Consider the following 17,511-nt stretch of genomic DNA (forward strand, 5'->3'; position numbering starts at 1 on the left):
GCCGCCCGCGCACGTCCCCGTCCACGATGGAGGGCGCCCCATGACATCCACCGACATCCGGCGCCTGCTCGACATCATGGCCCGCCTGCGCGACCCGGAACACGGCTGCCCGTGGGACGTGCAGCAGGACTTCGCGTCCATTGCGCCCTACACGATCGAGGAGGCATACGAAGTCGCCGACGCGATCGACCGTGGCGACATGGACGACCTGCGCGACGAACTCGGCGACCTGCTGCTCCAGGTGGTGTTCCATGCGCGCATGGCCGAGGAAGCCGACGCGTTCGGGTTCGGCGACGTGGTGGCCACGATCAGCGACAAGATGGTGCGCCGGCATCCGCATGTTTTCGGCGGCGAGGCCGTGGCCGACGCGGAAAGCCAGTCCGTGGCCTGGGACGAACACAAGCGCCGCGAGCGCGAGGCGGCGGGAACACAGGACACCTCGGCCCTGGCCGGGATCCCGAGGGGGCTGCCCGAGTGGCAGCGGGCGGTGAAGCTGCAGAAGCGCGCCGCGCGCACCGGCTTCGAATGGCCCCACGCCGGGCCCGTGCTCGACAAGCTGGGCGAGGAACTGGCCGAGGTCCGGGTCGAGCTGGACGCGCTCCAGGCCGGCGATGACGACGCGCATGACCGCCTGGTGGACGAGATCGGCGATGTGCTGTTCGTTGCCGCCAACCTGGCGCGCCACGCCGGCGTGGATGTCGGGACCGCGCTTCGCCGCGCGAACGCGAAGTTCGAGCGACGCTTCCGCGCCATGGAAGCGCTGGCGCAATCCGATGGCACGGCGCTTGCCGCCCTGCCGCTGGACGCGCAGGATCGCTATTGGAAGCGGGTCAAGGAAAGCGAATAGGGCCGGACGACCCCGTTCCCACCCACGCCGCCATCGCAGGAGACAGATCGTGCGCCGCTTCGCCAGCTTCCGCGAGTTCTACCCGTTCTATCTCGATGAGCACCGGCATCCGGTCAGCCGGCGGCTGCACTTCTTCGGCAGCTGCGGCGTGCTGGTGTTGCTTCTGGTCGCCCTGCTGACGGTGAATGCGTGGTGGCTGCTGGCGGCCCTGGCCTGCGGCTACGGCTGTGCATGGATCGGCCACTTCTTCTTCGAGAAGAACCGGCCGGCCACGTTCACCCACCCGGTGTATTCCTTCATGGGCGACTGGGTGATGTTCAAGGACATCCTGGCCGGACGCATCCGGCTCTGATCACGCTGTACGGCCCGACCCGGGTTCCAGGAAGATCAGCCAGGCCGCGACCGCGATCAGCGCGAACCCGGCCCAGTGGTTCCACCGCAGCGGTTGCTCCAGGTACCACGAGGAAAACCACGCGAACACCACCAGCGTGATCACCTCCTGCATCCCCTTGAGCTGCGGCGCGGAATAGACCGCGCTGCCCATGCGGTTGGCAGGCACCATCAGCGCGTACTCGAACAACGCGATGCCCCAGCTGGCGACGATGGCCAACATCAGCGGCGACGACTTGTACTTGAGGTGGCCGTACCAGGCGAACGTCATGAACATGTTGGAGCCAAGCAGCAACAGGACGGGCAGGAAGCGTTCGAGCAACATGGCCTGAACCGCAGGTGAGGGCCGCGCAGCGTAGCCTGCGAATCTTCACGGCGCCTCGACCTGCGAACCGGCAGCCTTCACAAAACTGAAGGCAGGGAGACCGGTGTATGCAAGGTTCGCGGGACGGGGGCTTGGTCCTCATCGTAGAGGACAACCGCAATATCTCGGAGATGGTGGGTGAGTACCTCGAAAGCCGCGGCTTCGAGGTGGACTACGCCGCCGACGGCCTGGATGGCTACCGCTTGGCGGCGGAAAACAGCTACGACGTGATCGTGCTCGACCTGATGCTGCCGCGACTGGACGGCATCGAGGTGTGCAAGCGCCTGCGCGAGGAAGCGCGCAAGTCGACGCCGGTGCTGATGCTGACGGCGCGCGACACGCTGGACGAGAAGCTGACCGGCCTGTCGGTCGGTGCCGACGACTACCTGGTCAAGCCGTTCGCGATCCAGGAGCTGGAGGCACGCCTGCGTGCGCTGATCCGTCGCGAGCGTCGACAGGTGGGTGGCGAAGTGCTCAAGGTCGCCGATTTGGTGCTCGACCCGGCTAGCCTGCGGGTGACCCGCGGTGGCAGCGAGCTGCAGCTTTCGCCGATCGGCCTGCGCCTGTTGACCATCCTGATGCGCGAATCGCCGCGCGTGGTCAGCCGCCAGGAGATCGAGCGCGAGATCTGGGGCAATGGCCTGCCCGATTCGGACACCCTGCGCAGCCATCTGTACAACCTGCGCAAGACCATCGACAAGCCGTTCGAGAAGCAGTTGCTGCATACGGTGCAGAGCGCGGGTTACCGCGTTGCCGACATCTCGCAGCCGCCGGACTGATGTAGCGGTCCGTCCATGCCAAACGGGCTTCCCCGTAAGATCAAGCTTGCGTTCATCACGCAGGCGGCGATCGGCAGCATCCTGATCTCGCTGGGTATCCTCCTGGCGGGATTGGTCGTGCGCGAATCGGTACTGACCGAGCGCATGCAGGGGGAGGTCGACCAGTACTGGGAGAACGTGCAGGTCGACCCGGACTACCCGCTGCCACGCACCTCGTCGATGGTCGGCTACGTCGACCTGCCGGATGCTCCGAGTGCGGAGCTCCCGTCGGGGCTGCGCGACCTGCCGCCCGGGCTCCATCCGCTGCCGGAGCAGGCGCAGATGGCCTATGTCGACGAGCGAGCCGAGGGGCGTTTCTACATTCTCTTCGCCTCCGCCCTGGTGGACCGGGCCATCCTCTATACGGGGCTGGCCTCGCTCCTGATCTCGCTGCTGGCGACCTACCTGATCTCCTGGCACACGTACCGCATCTCCAAGCGGCTGGTGGTGCCGGTGAGCTGGCTGGCGGGCGTCGTGCGCGACTGGGATCCGCGAGCACCCGACGCGCAGATGGTGGCGCCCAGTAATTTGCCCGGCGATGCCGGCATGGAAGTCAGGCGCCTGTCGAGGTCCTTGGCGGAGCTTGCCGAGCGCGTCGGCGAGTTCGTCGCCCGCGAACGCGATTTCACCCGGGACGCGAGCCACGAGTTGCGCACGCCGCTGACGGTCATCCGGGTAGCCACGGACCTGCTGCTGTCCGACCCCGAAATGTCGGCCCGGTCGCATCGCTCGCTGCTGCGCGTCCAGCGCGCCGGCCGCGACATGGAGGCGGTGATCGACGCTTTCCTGATCCTGGCGCGCGAGGCGGATGTCGCCCTGCAGAGCGAGGCCGTCGATGTCGCCGAAATCGTGCACGACGAGGTCGATCGAGTCCGGCCGATGCTGGTCGGCAAGCCGGTCGAAGTGGAAGTGATCGACGAGGGCGCACCGCGCCTGGTCGCGCCCCCCAAGGTGCTCAACGTGATGGTCGGGAACCTGGTGAGCAACGCGGCCCGGTTCACCGACCGGGGCCGCATCGAAGTCCGGATGGCGCCCGACCGGATCGAGATCCGCGACACCGGCATCGGCATGGGCGAGGACGCCCTGCGCAACGCCTTCAAGCCCTTCTACCGCCATGACTTCTCGCGCGAGGAAGGCAAGGGCATGGGGCTGTCGATCGTGCATCGCCTCGGCGAGCGGTTCGGCTGGCCGGTGACGCTGGACAGCCGCGTGGACAGCGGCACCGTGGCCACGATCCGCTTCGTGCAGCCGCAAGGCGACAACTGAACCGGGCGATTCCGGTCCCTGCCGTCCACGTCAACCTGCGGGTGACCTGCGCGTTCACCGTGCGTCCCCCGTCGACCAGGTCCGCCCATGCCACGTCCCTCCGCCCGTCCGCCCGTGTCCCGCGGCCGGCTTCCCCGCCGTGCCATCTGGCTCGGCCTCGCGGTCATCGCCGTCGTCGCGGGCGGCGCGTACTTCATGCGGGAGCAACCTGCCGAAGCCGCCGGCAGTGGCTACCGCACCGAAACCGTAGAGCGCGGCGACGTGCGGGTGTCGATCTCGGCCACCGGCACGCTGGCGGCGATTTCCACGGTCGACATCGGCAGCCAAGTGTCCGGCCAGGTGACCGAAGTGCTGGCCGACTTCAACGACCGCGTCGCGCGCGACCAGGTCATCGCGCGGATTGATCCCAGCACGTTCGATGCGCAGATCGCCCAAGGCGACGCCGGTGTCCGCAGTGCCCGCGCGAGCCTGGCCACGGCGCAGGCGACGCTGCGGAACGCGCAGGCCGACTACACCCGCAAGGCGGCGCTGGCCGACGACCAGCTGGTGGCGCGTGCCGACGCCGACCTCGCACGCGCGGCGTTGGACCAGGCCCGCGCGCAGGTGGGCGCGGCGCAGGCGGAGATTACGCGCCAGCTGGCCTCCACGCAGACCTCGCGGCTCAACCTCCAGCGCACCGTGATCCGTTCGCCCGTGGACGGCGTGGTGCTTACGCGGACGGTCGAGCCGGGCATGACCGTCGCGGCGAGTCTTCAGTCGCCGGTGCTGTTCCAGATCGCCGAAGACCTGTCGAAGATGGAAATCGTGCTGGCCATCGACGAGGCCGACATCGGCCAGGTGCGGGTGGGGCAGGGCGTGGGCTTCAGCGTCGATGCCTTTCCCGACCGGCAGTTCCGTGGCGAGGTGCAGCAGGTGCGGCTGGCCGCGACCAACACCAACAACGTCATTACCTACCCGGTGGTCGTGGCCGTCGACAACCGCGACGAGGTGCTGCTGCCGGGCATGACCGCCAACGCGGAGATCGAGGTGAGCAGGCGCGACGACGTACTGCGGGTCAGCAACGCCGCACTGCGCTGGAAGCCGGCCGAAGAGGCCGACGCGCCGGCCGCGGTGGCCGGGGCGATGCGCAGCCGCGGCGACATGTCGGGCGACCTGTCGAAGATCGCCGAGGGCCTTTCCCTGACCCCGGAGCAGCACGCCACGTTTGACCGCGAGCTCGCGGCGATGCGCGAGCGCCAAGCGGCGCAGGCGGCGGCACGCGCCGGGGCGTCGGGCTCGAGCGCCACGTCCAACCTGTTCGGCGGCGGACGCGGGGGCAACCGCAGTGCAGGTGGCGGGGCCGGCGGGTCCGCGGCGATGCGCCAGCGAATGCTGGAGCGTATCCAGGCGCAGTTCTCGGGCTTCGCCGCCAGCCTGTCGGACGCACAGCGCGAGCGCTGGCAGGCCGGACTCGTCGCCCTGGCCGGTGCCCGTCGCGCACCGCTGTACCGGCTGGTGGACGGACAGCCGCAACGGGTCATGGTCCGCGTCGGCGCCAGTGACGGCGCCAGCACCGAAGTGAGCGGCGTCGAGGACAGCGACCGCGTGATCGTCGGCGTCGAGCGCGACGCCGGATGAGCGCAGCGACCGGTGCCGCCGACCACCGCGCCGTGATCCACGCGCAGGGGCTGGGCAAGGTCTACTCGCCCGGCACCCAGGCGGAAGTGGTGGCGCTGGATGGCGTCGACCTGGACATCCGGGCCGGTGAGTTCGTCGCGATCATGGGGCCGTCCGGGTCGGGCAAGTCGACGCTGATGAACCTCATCGGCTGCCTCGACACACCGTCCTCCGGGCGCTACCTCTGCGATGGCGAGGACGTCGCCACGCTGGATTCCGAAGCGCGAGCCCGTCTGCGCCGCGACAAGATCGGCTTCGTCTTCCAGGGCTTCCACCTGCTGCCGCGCATGAGCGCGCTGGAAAACGTCGCGCTGCCGATGGGATACGCGGGCGTGTCGCCGGACGAGCGCCTGTCGCGGGCGCAGGCCGCGCTGGAGTCGGTCGGCCTGGGCGAACGCGCCGGCCATCGGCCCAACGAGCTGTCCGGTGGCCAGCAACAGCGTGTCGCCATTGCGCGGGCGTTGATCAACGCACCGCCCATCCTGCTGGCGGACGAACCCACCGGTGCGCTCGACAGCCGCACCGGCGAGGAAATCCTGGCGCTGTTCAAGCAACTCCAGCAGCGCGGCCATACCGTCGTCCTGATCACGCATGACGCCGACGTGGCTGCCCACTGCGACCGTGTGTTCGTGATGCGCGACGGGCGCATGCACGAGGAGGGCGCCGCATGAACGCATGGGAGGTGTTGCGCACCGCCGTGTTCGCCCTGCGTGGCAACTGGCTGCGCAGCGCGCTGACGTCGCTGGGCGTGATCATCGGAATCGCCGCGGTGATCGTGATGGTCTCGGTGGGGCAGGGCACGCAGGCGGAGATCGACAAGCTGGTCTCGGGCCTGGGCTCCAACCGGCTGGACGTCGGCCCGGGGTCGCGGCGTGGCCCGGGCGGCGCGCGCATGAGCGCCAGCAGCTACTACACGCTGGACGAGGACGACGCCGAGGCGATCCGCAACGAGATCCCCGAGGTGCAATACGTCGCCGGCTCCCTGCGCGGCAGCGCACAGGTCGTGTTCGCGGAGAACAACTGGGCGACGAGCTGGGAAGGCGTGCAGCCGGACTTCTTCGCCCTGGAAGGCTGGGAGATCGCCGAGGGCGCCGTGTTCGACGCACGCGACTACGGCGGTGCCAGCAAGCCGGTCATCCTCGGCGACAGCGTGCGCCGTGAACTGTTCGGCGATGGGCCGGCGGTCGGGCAGTCCGTCCGCATCGGGCGGGTGCCATTCACCGTGGTCGGCACCCTGGCCGCGAAAGGCCAGGGCGGCTGGGGCCAGGACCAGGACGACGTCGTGCTGGTGCCGCTGGAAACCGGCCGGCGCCGCCTGCAGGGCAGTACTGGCCTGCCGCCGGGCGCGGTCCAGCAGATCGCGGTCGGCGTGGCCGTGGCCGACGACCTGGCGTACGTGCAGGGGCAGATCGAGGCGCTGCTGCGCCAGCGCCACCGCATCCAGCCCGGTGACGAGGACGACTTCCGCGTGCGCAACATCGCCGAGATCGTCGCCACGCGGACGCAGACCACCCGGCTGATGTCGCTTTTGCTGGGCGCGGTTGCCTCGATCTCGTTGATCGTCGGCGGCATCGGCATCATGAACATCATGCTGGTGTCGGTGACCGAGCGGATCCGCGAGATCGGTCTGCGCATGGCCGTGGGTGCCGGGCCGACCGACATCCGGCGCCAGTTTCTCGCCGAGGCCATGCTGATCTCGCTGGTCGGCGGCATCGTCGGCATCGCGATCGGCATCGTCGGCGCGCTGCTGGTGGGCCGTCTTGGCACGCTGCCGGTGGCGCTCAACGGGCAGGTGATCGGAATGGCGGCCGGCTTCTCGATCGCCACGGGGTTGTTCTTCGGCTACTACCCTGCGCGCAAGGCCTCGCAGCTGGACCCGATCGAGGCGCTGCGGCAGCAGTGACGCGGCGCTATCCTCGCCGGGTCTTCGTTCCGGGATCCGCCATGCGTCTCCTCACCCTGCTGATCGCACTTGCCGCCATGAACGCCCACGCCCAGGCACCCGCCGCCGACCCGACGCCCCCGCCTTCGCCGCGCACCGCGCTGGTGATCCACGGCGGCGCCGGCTTCGTGCCGAAGGACGCCCTGAGCGAGGCCGACGTGCACGACGTGCACGCCACGCTCAACCGTGCGTTGGATGCCGGGCACGCGGTCCTTTCGGCCGGCGGCACTGCGCTCGACGCCGTTGAGGCGGCCGTGCTGGTGCTGGAGGAGTCGCCGCGCTTCAACGCCGGCAAGGGCGCAGTGTTTAATGCCGAGGGCGGGCACGACCTGGACGCGGCGGTGATGGAGGGTCACACCCGGCGTGCCGGTGCGGTGGCCGGTTTGACCACCATTCGCAACCCCATCCGGTTGGCGCGGGCGGTGATGGAGCACAGCCCGCACGTCTTCCTGGCCGGCGACGGGGCGGAGGCCTTCGCCGACACCCGGACCGACATCGCCCGCGTGCCCAACGACTGGTTCGATACCGAATCCCGCCGCCGCGCGCTCGAGAATGCGCAGCGCAAGGCCGCGGTCGGCGAGGCGCCGGATGCGTACTTCGGCACCGTCGGCGCGGTGGCGCTGGACGTGCACGGCCACATCGCCGCCGCGACCAGCACCGGCGGCATGACCAACAAGAAGTGGGGCCGGGTCGGCGACGTGCCGGTGATCGGTGCGGGCACCTGGGCGGACGCGCGCTGCGGGGTGTCGGGCACGGGTTGGGGCGAGTTCTACATCCGCAACGCCGTGGCGCACGACATCTGCGCCCGCGTGGCCTATCGCGGCGACAGCCTGGCCGAGGCGGCCGAGGAGGTCGTCAACCGGATCGTGCCGGCTGCCGGCGGTGATGGCGGTGCCATCGCACTGGACGCCGAAGGCAACATTGCGATGCCATTCAACAGCGGCAGCATGTTCCGCGGCTGGATCCACCCCGACGGCCGCCGTGGCACCGCCATCCACGAGGACGCAGCGGAGCGCTGATCCCACGGATCCAAGGCCTTGGGCGAGCAGGGCCCACGGCCCACCTGAACGGTGCGGCCGGTGTCGGGGGCGCGGCTTGTGGCAAAATCGCGCCCTTGCGGCCGGCCCGGGCCGCCGCGCCGGCGCACGCCGGGGCCAACCCCTCCAAGCTGTCGCCATCCACTCCATGCCGAAAACGCACGCGTTCCGAAGCGCCCTGCGCTCGCCAGCCCCTGTCGGCGCCCTGACCGTGGAGCGTTGCTGACATGGCCGACGAACTCGGCCACCTGCCGCGCCGACCGGACCGCATCCTCAAGGCCGCCAAATGGTCGATGCAGGGCCTCTGGGCGGCGTGGCTGCACGAGTCGTCGTTCCGCCTGGAGGTCTACCTGTTCGCGGTGCTGGCCCCCCTGGCCTGGTGGCTCGGCGACACACCGGTGGAACGCGTCCTGCTGATCGGCTCGATGCTGCTGGTGATGAGCGTGGAGCTGTTGAACTCGTCCATCGAGGCGGTGATCGAGCGCTACGGCGCCGAGTTCCATGAACTGGCCGGCCGCGCCAAGGACATGGGGTCGGCTGCCGTGTTCGTGCTGATGCTCAACGTGGCGCTGACCTGGGGCGTGATCCTGGTCCCGCGCCTGCTCCAGCCCTGATGGCCGCTTCACCTACCCGTTTTCGCCCAAGGAATTCCTTCCGTGCTTGAAATGCTTTCCGATCCGCAGGTCTGGTTGACCCTCATCACCCTCAGCTCCATCGAGATCGTGCTGGGCATCGACAACCTGGTCTTCATCTCCATCGCGGTCAGCAAGCTGCCGGTGCACCAGCGCGAAGTCGCGCGCAAGTTCGGCATCGCGGTGGCCTGCATCACCCGTATCGCGCTGCTGCTCACGCTGGCGTGGCTGGCCGGCCTGACGACCGACCTGTTCACGGTGCTGGGGCAGGGCATCTCGGTGCGCGACCTGGTGCTGATCCTGGGTGGCGCCTTCCTGGTGGTGAAGGGCGTGATGGAAATCCGCGACTCGATCGTTGGCGAGCACGAGTCCGAGGATGTCCACACCAAGCCGCTGGCCTCGTTCTGGATGGTCATCGCGCAGATCGCGGTGATCGACATCGTGTTCTCGCTGGACTCGGTCATCGCCGCCGTCGGCCTGGCCAACCAGACCTGGATCATGGTCGTGGCCATCCTGCTGGCGGTCGCGGTGATGCTCATGGCCGCCACGCCCCTGGGCAAGTTCATCGACCGCAACCCGACCATCAAGATGCTGGCGCTGGCCTTCATCGTGCTGATCGGCGTGTACCTGGTTGCCGACGGCCTGGAGGTGCACATCCCGCGCGGCTACATCTACGGCGCGATGGGCTTCTCGGCGCTGGTCGAGATCCTCAACCTGTGGGCGCGCCGCAACAGCCGCCGCCGGGTGCTGGAGACCTGACGGCGACGCGGCGCGTCGTCACGCCGCGTCCATTGCGCGCGGCCGGCGGGCGGTGGTGCAATGCGCCATCCCCCGCGTCGGAGCCGCCCCATGTCCCTCACCGTCCTGCGTCGCGCCGTCCTGCGTCGCGCCGGCCTCCGCGCCAGTGTGCTGGCCCTCGCCGCGCTGCTGCTGTCGGGCTGCGGCTACAACACCATCCAGCAGAAGGACGAAGCCGTGAACGCGGCCTGGTCCCAGGTGCTCAACGTCTACAAGCGGCGCGCCGACCTGGTGCCCAACCTGGTCGCCAGCGTGCGCGGCTACGCCAGCCATGAGCGCGAGGTGCTGACGGCGGTGACCGAGGCGCGCTCGCGCGTGGGCAGCATCAACGTCAATGCCGACGACCCGGCGTCGATCGAGCAGTTCCAGCAGGCGCAGGGCGAGCTGCAGAGCGCGATCGGCCGACTGCTGGTCGTCGCGGAGAACTACCCGCAGCTCAAGGCCAACCAGAACTTCCTGCAATTGCAGGCGCAGCTGGAAGGCACCGAGAACCGCATCACCGTGGAGCGCCAGCGCTACATCCAGGCGGTGCAGGACTACAACACCTACATCCGCTCGTTCCCGCAGAACCTGACGGCCAAGGTCTTCGGTTACGCGCCCAAGCCCAACTTCTCGGTGGAGAACGAGGCCGAGCTGGCGGAGCCGCCGACGGTCGACTTCGAATCGCCCGCGCCCGCGGCCGGCTGAGCACACCATGGCGGCATGGCCCAAGCGGCTGCGCATCCGGCTGGGCGGTGCCGTTGCGTGCGCGGCGCTGCTGCTCGCCACGACCGTGTCGGCGCAGGACCTGGCCCCGGTCCCGGCGCTGGATACGCCGGTGGTGGATACCACCGCCACCCTGGACGCGGCGGCCCGTGCGCGCCTCGAGGCGCAGGCGCTCGACCTGCAGCGCCGCAAGGGCAGCCAGTTGCAGGTGCTGGTGGTGCCGACCACGCAACCCGAGGACATTGCCCAGTACGCCGTGCGGGTGTTCGACCAGTGGCGTCTGGGTCGCGAGGGCGTGGATGACGGCGTCCTGCTGCTGGTCGCCAAGGACGACCGGCGGGTGCGCATCGAGGTCGGATACGGCCTGGAGGGTGCCATCCCCGATGCCACCGCTTCGCGCGTGGTGCAGGAGTACCTCGTACCCCGGTTCCGCGAGGGCGACTACGCCGGTGGCATCGAACAGGCGACCGGGGTGCTGGTCGGACTGGTCGATGGCGAACCGTTGCCGCCGCCGATGGCCGACAGCGCGGATGAGCGTCGGCGCTCCGGGGGCGGGTGGTTCCTGGCGGTCTTTGCGGCGGTGTTCGTCGCGCAGTTCGTGCGCGCGATCTTCGGCCGTGCGCCGCGCCCATTGCGTGGCCTGGCCGGGGCGGCGGCATCGGGCGGCATCGGCTGGTTGCTGGGCTCGCTGGCCACTGGATTGATCGGCGGCGTCATCGGGTTGTTGTTCGGCCTGGCCGCTGCGCCAAGCGGCCGCTTCGCCCGCAGCGGCCACGGCCACGCCGGCACCTGGGGTGGCATGGGCGGCGGCCACTGGGGTGGCGGCGGTTTCGGTGGCGGCGGCGGGTTCGGCGGCGGTGGCGGCTGGTCGGGTGGCGGCGGCATGAGCGGAGGCGGCGGCGCCTCCGGGAGCTGGTGAGGTGACCGGCCTGATGCGATGGCTGCGCCACCTGTTTGCGCCCTCCGTGGAGCGGTGGCTGGACCCTGCGGCGATGGCACGGATCGCCGAAGCGATCGAGGCCTCCGAGCGGCGGCACGATGGCGAGATCTGCTTCGCGGTGGAGGCCGGGCTGCCCGCGAGCGCGCTGTGGGACGGCCAATCGCCGCGCGAACGCGCGCAAGAGGTCTTCGCGCGGCTGGGCGTCTGGGACACCGCCGGCAACAACGGTGTGCTGCTGTACCTGCTGGTGGCCGACCACCGGATCGAAATCGTCGCCGACCGCGGCTTCGACGGCCGTGTCGATGCCGGGCAGTGGCGGGCGGCGTGCGAGCGCATCGAGCAGGGCCTGCGGGGCGGAGAACCCGCTGCTGCCATCGTCGCGGGGATCGAAGCGATGGCTGCGTTGATCGCACCGCACTTCCCGCTCACCGAAGGCGGCGCCGACAACGAGCTGTGCAACCGGCCGCGGGTGCTCTGAGCATTCGCGACTACCGCAGGCCTGCATCCGTTCGACAGGACTTCCGGCGCGTTCGGCGTCCCGCGTCCGTCGGGCACAATAGCCGGCATTGCCGACAGCCCGAGGCCGCATGACCATCCTGCACCAGATCGACCCGATCGCCCTCGACCTGGGTCCGCTCCAGGTCCACTGGTACGGCGTCATGTACCTGCTTGGCTTTGGCCTGGCGTGGTGGCTGGGACGCCTGCGGGTGCGCCAGGGCCGGCTGCCCGGCGTCGACGAACAGGCCTACGGCGACCTGCTCTTCTACGCGATGCTCGGTGTCGTGCTGGGCGGGCGTCTGGGCTACGTCTTCTTTTACGCTTTCGACGCGTTGCTGGACGACCCGCTGATGCTGGTGCGGATCTGGGAAGGCGGCATGAGCTTCCACGGTGGCCTGATCGGCGTGATGGCGGCCGCCCTGTGGTGGGCGCGCAAACACCGCCTGCACTTCTTCGACGTGATGGATTTCGTCGCGCCGCTGGTGCCGCCGGGCCTCGGCTTCGGGCGTCTGGGCAACTACATCGGCGGCGAGTTGTGGGGCAAGCCCACGGAAGCCGGCTGGGGCGTCATCTTCCCGCACGCACCGATGGGCGAGTACACCGGTGCCTCGATGGAGCGCTTGCGCGAGCTGCACGCCTCCGGCGCGCTGGAGGCCTATGCGCGCCATCCCTCGCAGCTCTACCAGGCGCTGCTTGAGGGCCTGGTGATGTTCGTTGCGCTGTGGTGGTTCTCGAAGAAGCCGCGGCCGCGCTACGCGGTGTCTGGCCTGTTCGCGCTGCTGTATGGCATCTTCCGTTTCGTGGTCGAGTTCGTACGTGTGCCCGACGCGCAACTCGGGTATCTCGCCTTCGGCTGGTTGACCATGGGGCAGGTGCTGAGCCTGCCGCTCATCGCAATCGGCCTGTTCCTGTTGTGGTTGTCGCGGCGCTCGCCCACGCTGGCGCCCGTGCCGGCCACCATTGCGCCGCGGAGCTGACATGGACGCCTACCTCGACCTGCTGCGCCACGTCCTCGACCACGGCCGCGAGAAGGCCGACCGTACCGGCACCGGCACGCGTTCGGTGTTCGGTTGGCAGATGCGTTTCAACCTGGAGGACGGCTTCCCGCTGGTCACCACGAAGAAGCTGCACCTGCGCTCGATCGTCCACGAGCTGCTGTGGTTCCTGAAGGGCGAGACCAACATCGCCTACCTGCGCGAGAACAAGGTCTCGATCTGGGACGAGTGGGCGGACGAGCGTGGCGAGCTCGGCCCGGTCTACGGCAAGCAGTGGCGCCGGTGGGCGGGCGCGGACGGCGTGGAGATCGACCAGATCCGCTGGGTGGTCGAGGAGATCAAGCGCAATCCGGACTCGCGCCGGCTGATCGTCTCGGCCTGGAACGTGGCCGACCTGCCGGACATGGCGCTGATGCCGTGTCACACCCTGTTCCAGTTCTATGTCGCCGACGGCAAGTTGAGTTGCCAGCTTTACCAGCGCAGCGGCGACATCTTCCTGGGCGTGCCGTTCAACATCGCCAGCTACGCGCTGCTGACGCACATGGTGGCGCAGGCCTGCGGGCTGGGCGTGGGCGACTTCGTGCACACGCTGGGCGATGCGCACCTGTATTCCAACCACTTCGACCAGGCGCGCGAGCAGCTGTCACGCACGCCGCGTGCGCTGCCGACGTTGCGCCTGAACCCGGAGGTCACCGACCTGTTCGCGTTCGGTTTCGACGACATCGCTATCGAAGGCTACGACCCGCATCCGGCGATCAAGGCGCCGGTGGCGGTTTGACTGCAGCCACGCCGATGCCGGCGCTGGTGCTGATTGCCGCGCTGGACCGCAACCGCGCCATCGGGCGCGACAACGACCTGCCGTGGCGCCTGCCCGACGACCTCAAGCGCTTCAAGGCGCTGACGCTGGGCAGGCCGGTACTGATGGGGCGGCGTACGGCCGAGTCGCTTGGCCGGGCGCTGCCGGGCAGGGCCAACCTCGTGTTGACGCGCTCGGGCGCCGTCCCGTTCGAGGGCATGCGGGCGGTGGCGTCACTGGACGCGGCATTGCAGCAGGCGCGCGAGCTGGGTACGCAGGAGCTGTGCGTGATCGGTGGCGGCGAGGTCTACGCGTTGTGCCTGCCGCTGGCCCGCCGGATGCACCTGACGCATGTCGACACCGGGGTGCCGGATGCCGATGCGTACTTCCCGGAGTTCGACACGGCGCACTGGCGCGTGACGCATCGCGAGCCGCACCCGGCCGACGCGCGCCACGCGCTGGCGTTTGAGTTCGTGGACTACGCGTCGCTGGACGGTCGGGGCGGCTGAGGCTGCGCGTCGCCGCGGCCGCCCTTGCCGCGACGATGATGGCGCTGGCCGTTGCGCGGCTTCTTGCCGGCGCGCGGGCGCGGCGGGGTGGCCGGCACGTCGCGGCCGGCCACCTGCACGACGCGGAGCTCATCGGTGTCGAGCTGCAGCGCCGTCAGCTTGCCGCCCCAGACCGCGCCGGTGTCGATGGCATGCACGCCGTGCCCGATGAAGAGCCCCAGCGTGGACCAGTGGCCGCAGACGATCTTGAGGTCGCGCGCCGCGCGGCCAGGCGTTGCGTACCACGGGTACAAACCGGCGGCCTGCGTGCCGGGCTCGCCCTTTTCCTCGAACGCGATGCGCCCGCGCGGTGAGCAGTAACGCAGGCGGGTGAATGCATTGATGATCGCCCGGTGGCGGTCCATGCCGCCCAGGCGCGGGTTCCAGGCCGGCTGGTCGCCGTACATGTGACGCAGCAGGCGCGGCGCCTGGGGGCCGTGCAGCGCGTCTTCGACCTCGCGCGCCAGCTTCTCGGCCTGCTGCGTGGTCCACGACGGCAGCATGCCCGCATGCAGCATCATCCAGCCGAGGTCGCGGTCGACATGCACCAGCTTCTGCCGGCGCAGCCAGCCCAGCAGCTCGTCACGGTCTTCCGCCAGCACGATGCGCTGCAGGTCCGGGTTGACCTTGCGCTGCTCTTCCTCGCGCCGTTCGCCGATTGCCAGCAGCGACAGGTCGTGGTTGCCCAGCACCACGACGGCATTGTCCCGCAGCGAGTGCACCAGCCGCAGGGTCTCCAGCGACTGCCCGCCGCGGTTGACCAGGTCGCCGCAGAACCAGAGCGTGTCGCGCGCCGGGTCGAACGCGATCGTGTCCAGCAGCCGACGCGTCGCGTCGTAGCAGCCCTGGAGGTCGCCGATGGCCCAGACACTCATGGCCGGGCCATCAGTGCAGGGTCCGCGGCACGCTCAGCGTGAATGCCGGGATGGGCACCTCGAAGCGCGTACCGTCATCGGCGACCATGGCGTAGCTGCCCTCCATGGTGCCCAGGTCGGTCTCGAGCACGGCGCCGGATGTGTATTGGAAGTCCTCGCCCGGATCGAGGTGCGGCTGCTGCCCGATCACGCCTTCGCCGCGTACTTCCTGCACCTTTCCGTTGGCATCTGTGATCCGCCAGCGGCGGCTGAGCAACTGCGCCGGCACGCATCCACTGTTGTGGATGTGGATGGTGTAGGCGAACACGTAGCGGTCCTGCTCAGGCGCGGACTGCTCGTCCAGGAAGCGGGTCGCGACTTCGATGTCGACGGCGTAGGCGGGGCGGGACTCCATAGGCGCGAAGTTTACGCGGCCGCACGGTGCATTGGGCATGAAAACCCGCATTGAAGCGGCGTCGCAGCCGAATCCGCGCCGCAAGCCAGGCGCCGCTCGTGACTCCATCGAACTCAGCGCTCGGCCGGCATCGTCCCGGTGTCGCGCGTCGCCGCATCGGTAGTGAGCGCATTGGCGAGCCGCACGAAGTCGGCCACCGGCAGTTGCTCGGCGCGCAGCTCGGGACGGATGCCGGCCGCGGTGATCGCGGCGGCGTCGCAGACCTGCGACAGCGCATTGCGCAGCGTCTTGCGTCGCTGGCCAAAGGCATCGCGTACCACGCGTGCGAACAGCGCAGGGTCGTCGATGCCGACCTCGGACGCGTCGCGCGGCACCAGCCGCACGACGGCGGAGTCGACCTTCGGCGGCGGCCGGAACGCCCCCGGTGGCACGATGAAAAGCGCCTCGACGCGGCAGTAGGCCTGCAACATCACACTCAGCCGCCCGTAGACCTTGCTCCCGGGCGGCGCGGCCATGCGGTCGACCACCTCCTTCTGCAGCATGAACACCATGTCCCTGACCACCGGCGCGTGGTCCAGGACATGGAACAGGATCGGCGAGGACAGGTTGTAGGGCAGGTTGCCGACCAGCCGGATCCGGTTCTTTACACCGTCGGCCAGTTCGGTGAAGTCGACCTTCAGCACATCGCGGTGGATGACCGTCAGTTCGCCATGCGCGCGGGCGGCTTCCGTCAGCGGCGCGATGAGGTCGCGGTCGAACTCGATCACGGTCAACGCGCCGTGCCGGTCCAGCAGCGGGAACGTGATCGCACCCTGGCCCGGCCCGATCTCCACCAGCCGTTCGCCCGACTGCGGATCAAGCACGGGGCCGACGGCCTGGACGATGCGGTCGACGTAGCTGCGGTCGTGCAGGAAATGCTGGCCGAGGTGTTTCTTGGCCGGCTCGGTAAAGGGCGTGGCGGGCATTGGTCGGAGTCCGGGTCGGTCGGTATGGCGCGGCTCAGCCTGCGCGCGCCGGATCGAACGCTGCGCGCGCGTGGACGATGCGCGCGCAGGTGTCGGCTGCGGCGAACAGGCTGGACGGATCGGCGGTGCCCAGGCCGGCCAGTTCGAGCGCGGTGCCGTGGTCGACGGCCACGCGCGGGTAGGGCAGGCCGAGCGTGACGTTGACGGCCTCCTCGAAGCCGCTGAACTTCAGCACCGGCAGGCCCTGGTCGTGGTACATCGCGAGCACCGCGTCGAAGCCGCGCAGCTTGGCCGGGAGGAACGCGGTGTCGGCCGGCAGCGGGCCGACCAGGTGCATGCCTTCCGCGCGCAGGCGCCCGAGCACCGGTTCGACCACGTCGATTTCCTCGCGACCGAGATGGCCGGCCTCGCCTGCATGCGGGTTGAGGCCCAGCACCGCGATGGTCGGCGTGCGGACGCCGAAGTCGCGTTGCAGTGCCTCGTGAAGAATCCGGAGCGTGCGCTCAAGCGGTGCATCGGCAATCGCGTCGGCGACATCGCGCAGCGGCAGGTGGGTCGTCGCCAATGCCACGCGGACGGTCGCGTTCGCCAGCATCATGACCACGTCGCAACCGGCGCGCTCGGCCAGCAGCTCGGTGGTGCCGGTGTAGGCGATGCCGCCGAGGTTGATGGTGGCCTTGTGCACCGGACCGGTCACGACACCGTCGAACTCGCCGCGTTGGCATGCGTCGGCTGCGGTATGCAGTGAACGCACGACGCTGACGGCGTTGGCGGGGTCGGGACGGCCGGGCTCGGCCGGGTGGGCCAGCGGGGTGTCTATGCAGGCCAGCGTGCCCGGGCGGGTGCCGGCTGCGGCCGCATCAGGTTCGACCAGCTCCAATGGCAGCCCCAGCCGGCCGGCGGCGTCACGCAGGGTGGCCGGGTCGGCGAAGGCGGTCAGGCTGTAATCGCGCGGCCGCTGGGCCAGCCGCACGCAGAGTTCGGGACCGACGCCGGCCGGCTCGCCAGGGACCAGCGCGAGCCGCGGCAACGGACCGGGTCGCAT

The 17,511-nt window shown here is 69.7% G+C and carries 21 protein-coding genes; 16 read left to right on the forward strand and 5 right to left on the reverse strand.

What is annotated here, in order from left to right; genetic code table 11:
* Positions 1 to 40 precede the first annotated feature (40 nt).
* Together mazG and K6753_RS03345 are read left to right on the forward strand one after the other, a co-directional pair.
* Complete coding sequence (gene mazG / locus K6753_RS03340) at positions 41 to 847, forward strand: nucleoside triphosphate pyrophosphohydrolase (RefSeq protein ID WP_223674749.1); 807 nt, start codon at positions 41 to 43, stop codon at positions 845 to 847.
* 49 nt (positions 848 to 896) lie between these two features.
* On the forward strand, positions 897 to 1,199 hold the full coding sequence (locus tag K6753_RS03345) for an Mpo1-like protein (RefSeq protein ID WP_223674750.1): 303 nt from the start codon (positions 897 to 899) through the stop codon (positions 1,197 to 1,199).
* On the opposite strand, the gene K6753_RS03350 is transcribed toward K6753_RS03345, so the two are convergent.
* Positions 1,200 to 1,562, reverse strand: coding sequence for a DMT family protein (locus tag K6753_RS03350; RefSeq protein WP_223674751.1), 363 nt, complete (start codon positions 1,560 to 1,562; stop codon positions 1,200 to 1,202). It abuts the gene before it with no gap.
* A gap of 107 nt (positions 1,563 to 1,669) precedes the next feature.
* On the opposite strand from K6753_RS03350, the gene K6753_RS03355 reads away from it, so the two are divergent.
* The 14 genes from K6753_RS03355 (at position 1,670) to K6753_RS03420 (ending at position 14,193) form a co-directional block, all read left to right on the forward strand.
* Positions 1,670 to 2,380 carry a response regulator transcription factor gene (locus tag K6753_RS03355; protein ID WP_223674752.1) on the forward strand — a complete coding sequence of 237 codons (711 nt, stop codon included), beginning with the start codon at positions 1,670 to 1,672 and terminating at the stop codon, positions 2,378 to 2,380.
* 15 nt (positions 2,381 to 2,395) lie between these two features.
* Positions 2,396 to 3,685, forward strand: coding sequence for a sensor histidine kinase (locus tag K6753_RS03360; protein ID WP_223674753.1), 1,290 nt, complete (start codon positions 2,396 to 2,398; stop codon positions 3,683 to 3,685).
* Positions 3,686 to 3,772: 87 nt separating this feature from the next.
* Positions 3,773 to 5,302, forward strand: coding sequence for an efflux RND transporter periplasmic adaptor subunit (locus K6753_RS03365; RefSeq protein ID WP_223674754.1), 1,530 nt, complete (start codon positions 3,773 to 3,775; stop codon positions 5,300 to 5,302).
* On the forward strand, positions 5,299 to 6,012 hold the full coding sequence (locus tag K6753_RS03370) for an ABC transporter ATP-binding protein (RefSeq protein WP_223674755.1): 714 nt from the start codon (positions 5,299 to 5,301) through the stop codon (positions 6,010 to 6,012). The genes K6753_RS03365 and K6753_RS03370 overlap by 4 nt, the downstream gene beginning before the upstream one ends.
* The gene (locus K6753_RS03375; RefSeq protein ID WP_223674756.1) at positions 6,009 to 7,244 is read left to right on the forward strand and encodes an ABC transporter permease; all 1,236 of its coding nucleotides are present in this window, start codon (positions 6,009 to 6,011) and stop codon (positions 7,242 to 7,244) included. Before K6753_RS03370 ends, K6753_RS03375 begins: the two co-directional genes overlap by 4 nt.
* A 41-nt stretch (positions 7,245 to 7,285) precedes the next feature.
* A complete protein-coding gene (locus tag K6753_RS03380; protein WP_223674757.1) occupies positions 7,286 to 8,302 on the forward strand; it encodes an isoaspartyl peptidase/L-asparaginase family protein in 1,017 nt (338 codons plus the stop codon).
* Positions 8,303 to 8,547: 245 nt separating this feature from the next.
* Positions 8,548 to 8,934, forward strand: coding sequence for a diacylglycerol kinase (locus tag K6753_RS03385; RefSeq protein WP_223674758.1), 387 nt, complete (start codon positions 8,548 to 8,550; stop codon positions 8,932 to 8,934).
* A gap of 51 nt (positions 8,935 to 8,985) precedes the next feature.
* Complete coding sequence (locus K6753_RS03390) at positions 8,986 to 9,711, forward strand: TerC family protein (RefSeq protein WP_319936645.1); 726 nt, start codon at positions 8,986 to 8,988, stop codon at positions 9,709 to 9,711.
* Between the two features lie 90 nt (positions 9,712 to 9,801).
* Entirely contained in the window at positions 9,802 to 10,437 is a 636-nt protein-coding gene (locus K6753_RS03395) for a LemA family protein (protein WP_223674759.1), read from the forward strand.
* A gap of 34 nt (positions 10,438 to 10,471) precedes the next feature.
* On the forward strand, positions 10,472 to 11,374 hold the full coding sequence (locus K6753_RS03400; protein ID WP_425492056.1) for a TPM domain-containing protein: 903 nt from the start codon (positions 10,472 to 10,474) through the stop codon (positions 11,372 to 11,374).
* A gap of 13 nt (positions 11,375 to 11,387) precedes the next feature.
* Entirely contained in the window at positions 11,388 to 11,873 is a 486-nt protein-coding gene (locus tag K6753_RS03405) for a TPM domain-containing protein (protein ID WP_223674854.1), read from the forward strand.
* Between the two features lie 109 nt (positions 11,874 to 11,982).
* On the forward strand, positions 11,983 to 12,870 hold the full coding sequence (gene lgt, locus K6753_RS03410; protein WP_223674761.1) for a prolipoprotein diacylglyceryl transferase: 888 nt from the start codon (positions 11,983 to 11,985) through the stop codon (positions 12,868 to 12,870).
* Between the two features lies 1 nt (position 12,871).
* Positions 12,872 to 13,666 carry a thymidylate synthase gene (locus K6753_RS03415; RefSeq protein ID WP_223674762.1) on the forward strand — a complete coding sequence of 265 codons (795 nt, stop codon included), beginning with the start codon at positions 12,872 to 12,874 and terminating at the stop codon, positions 13,664 to 13,666.
* 14 nt (positions 13,667 to 13,680) lie between these two features.
* The gene (locus tag K6753_RS03420; protein ID WP_223674855.1) at positions 13,681 to 14,193 is read left to right on the forward strand and encodes a dihydrofolate reductase; all 513 of its coding nucleotides are present in this window, start codon (positions 13,681 to 13,683) and stop codon (positions 14,191 to 14,193) included.
* Here the strand turns inward: K6753_RS03420 and K6753_RS03425 are convergent.
* From K6753_RS03425 to pdxA, 4 genes are all read right to left on the reverse strand, one after another.
* Positions 14,163 to 15,107: a symmetrical bis(5'-nucleosyl)-tetraphosphatase gene (locus tag K6753_RS03425; RefSeq protein WP_223674763.1), complete on the reverse strand. Its 945-nt coding sequence runs from the start codon at positions 15,105 to 15,107 to the stop codon at positions 14,163 to 14,165. The two genes, K6753_RS03420 and K6753_RS03425, sit on opposite strands and share 31 nt — an antisense overlap.
* Before the next feature lie 10 nt (positions 15,108 to 15,117).
* Positions 15,118 to 15,501 (reverse strand): Co2+/Mg2+ efflux protein ApaG, encoded by a 384-nt coding sequence (gene apaG / locus K6753_RS03430; RefSeq protein ID WP_223674764.1) that lies wholly within the window; start codon positions 15,499 to 15,501, stop codon positions 15,118 to 15,120.
* A gap of 113 nt (positions 15,502 to 15,614) precedes the next feature.
* Positions 15,615 to 16,466, reverse strand: coding sequence for a 16S rRNA (adenine(1518)-N(6)/adenine(1519)-N(6))-dimethyltransferase RsmA (gene rsmA, locus K6753_RS03435; RefSeq protein ID WP_223674765.1), 852 nt, complete (start codon positions 16,464 to 16,466; stop codon positions 15,615 to 15,617).
* A 34-nt stretch (positions 16,467 to 16,500) separates the two neighbouring features.
* Entirely contained in the window at positions 16,501 to 17,511 is a 1,011-nt protein-coding gene (pdxA, locus tag K6753_RS03440) for a 4-hydroxythreonine-4-phosphate dehydrogenase PdxA (RefSeq protein WP_223674766.1), read from the reverse strand.

Origin of the sequence: Novilysobacter selenitireducens, assembly GCF_020026895.1 — a bacterium.
Taxonomy (GTDB): Bacteria; Pseudomonadota; Gammaproteobacteria; order Xanthomonadales; family Xanthomonadaceae; genus Lysobacter_C; species Lysobacter_C selenitireducens.

What these genes read in the sequence shown, in the direction of transcription:
- lgt (WP_223674761.1), top strand. Translation starts at nt 11,983, where the DNA reads ATGACCATCCTGCACCAGATCGACCCGATCGCCCTCGACCTGGGTCCG.
- K6753_RS03355 (WP_223674752.1), top strand. Translation starts at nt 1,670, where the DNA reads ATGCAAGGTTCGCGGGACGGGGGCTTGGTCCTCATCGTAGAGGACAAC.
- K6753_RS03375 (WP_223674756.1), top strand. Translation starts at nt 6,009, where the DNA reads ATGAACGCATGGGAGGTGTTGCGCACCGCCGTGTTCGCCCTGCGTGGC.
- K6753_RS03425 (WP_223674763.1), bottom strand. Translation starts at nt 15,107, where the DNA reads ATGAGTGTCTGGGCCATCGGCGACCTCCAGGGCTGCTACGACGCGACG.
- K6753_RS03380 (WP_223674757.1), top strand. Translation starts at nt 7,286, where the DNA reads ATGCGTCTCCTCACCCTGCTGATCGCACTTGCCGCCATGAACGCCCAC.
- K6753_RS03365 (WP_223674754.1), top strand. Translation starts at nt 3,773, where the DNA reads ATGCCACGTCCCTCCGCCCGTCCGCCCGTGTCCCGCGGCCGGCTTCCC.
- K6753_RS03395 (WP_223674759.1), top strand. Translation starts at nt 9,802, where the DNA reads ATGTCCCTCACCGTCCTGCGTCGCGCCGTCCTGCGTCGCGCCGGCCTC.
- K6753_RS03370 (WP_223674755.1), top strand. Translation starts at nt 5,299, where the DNA reads ATGAGCGCAGCGACCGGTGCCGCCGACCACCGCGCCGTGATCCACGCG.
- K6753_RS03420 (WP_223674855.1), top strand. Translation starts at nt 13,681, where the DNA reads ATGCCGGCGCTGGTGCTGATTGCCGCGCTGGACCGCAACCGCGCCATC.
- K6753_RS03350 (WP_223674751.1), bottom strand. Translation starts at nt 1,562, where the DNA reads ATGTTGCTCGAACGCTTCCTGCCCGTCCTGTTGCTGCTTGGCTCCAAC.
- apaG (WP_223674764.1), bottom strand. Translation starts at nt 15,501, where the DNA reads ATGGAGTCCCGCCCCGCCTACGCCGTCGACATCGAAGTCGCGACCCGC.
- K6753_RS03385 (WP_223674758.1), top strand. Translation starts at nt 8,548, where the DNA reads ATGGCCGACGAACTCGGCCACCTGCCGCGCCGACCGGACCGCATCCTC.
- K6753_RS03390 (WP_319936645.1), top strand. Translation starts at nt 8,986, where the DNA reads ATGCTTTCCGATCCGCAGGTCTGGTTGACCCTCATCACCCTCAGCTCC.
- pdxA (WP_223674766.1), bottom strand. Translation starts at nt 17,511, where the DNA reads ATGCGACCCGGTCCGTTGCCGCGGCTCGCGCTGGTCCCTGGCGAGCCG.
- rsmA (WP_223674765.1), bottom strand. Translation starts at nt 16,466, where the DNA reads ATGCCCGCCACGCCCTTTACCGAGCCGGCCAAGAAACACCTCGGCCAG.
- K6753_RS03360 (WP_223674753.1), top strand. Translation starts at nt 2,396, where the DNA reads ATGCCAAACGGGCTTCCCCGTAAGATCAAGCTTGCGTTCATCACGCAG.
- K6753_RS03405 (WP_223674854.1), top strand. Translation starts at nt 11,388, where the DNA reads ATGCGATGGCTGCGCCACCTGTTTGCGCCCTCCGTGGAGCGGTGGCTG.
- K6753_RS03415 (WP_223674762.1), top strand. Translation starts at nt 12,872, where the DNA reads ATGGACGCCTACCTCGACCTGCTGCGCCACGTCCTCGACCACGGCCGC.
- mazG (WP_223674749.1), top strand. Translation starts at nt 41, where the DNA reads ATGACATCCACCGACATCCGGCGCCTGCTCGACATCATGGCCCGCCTG.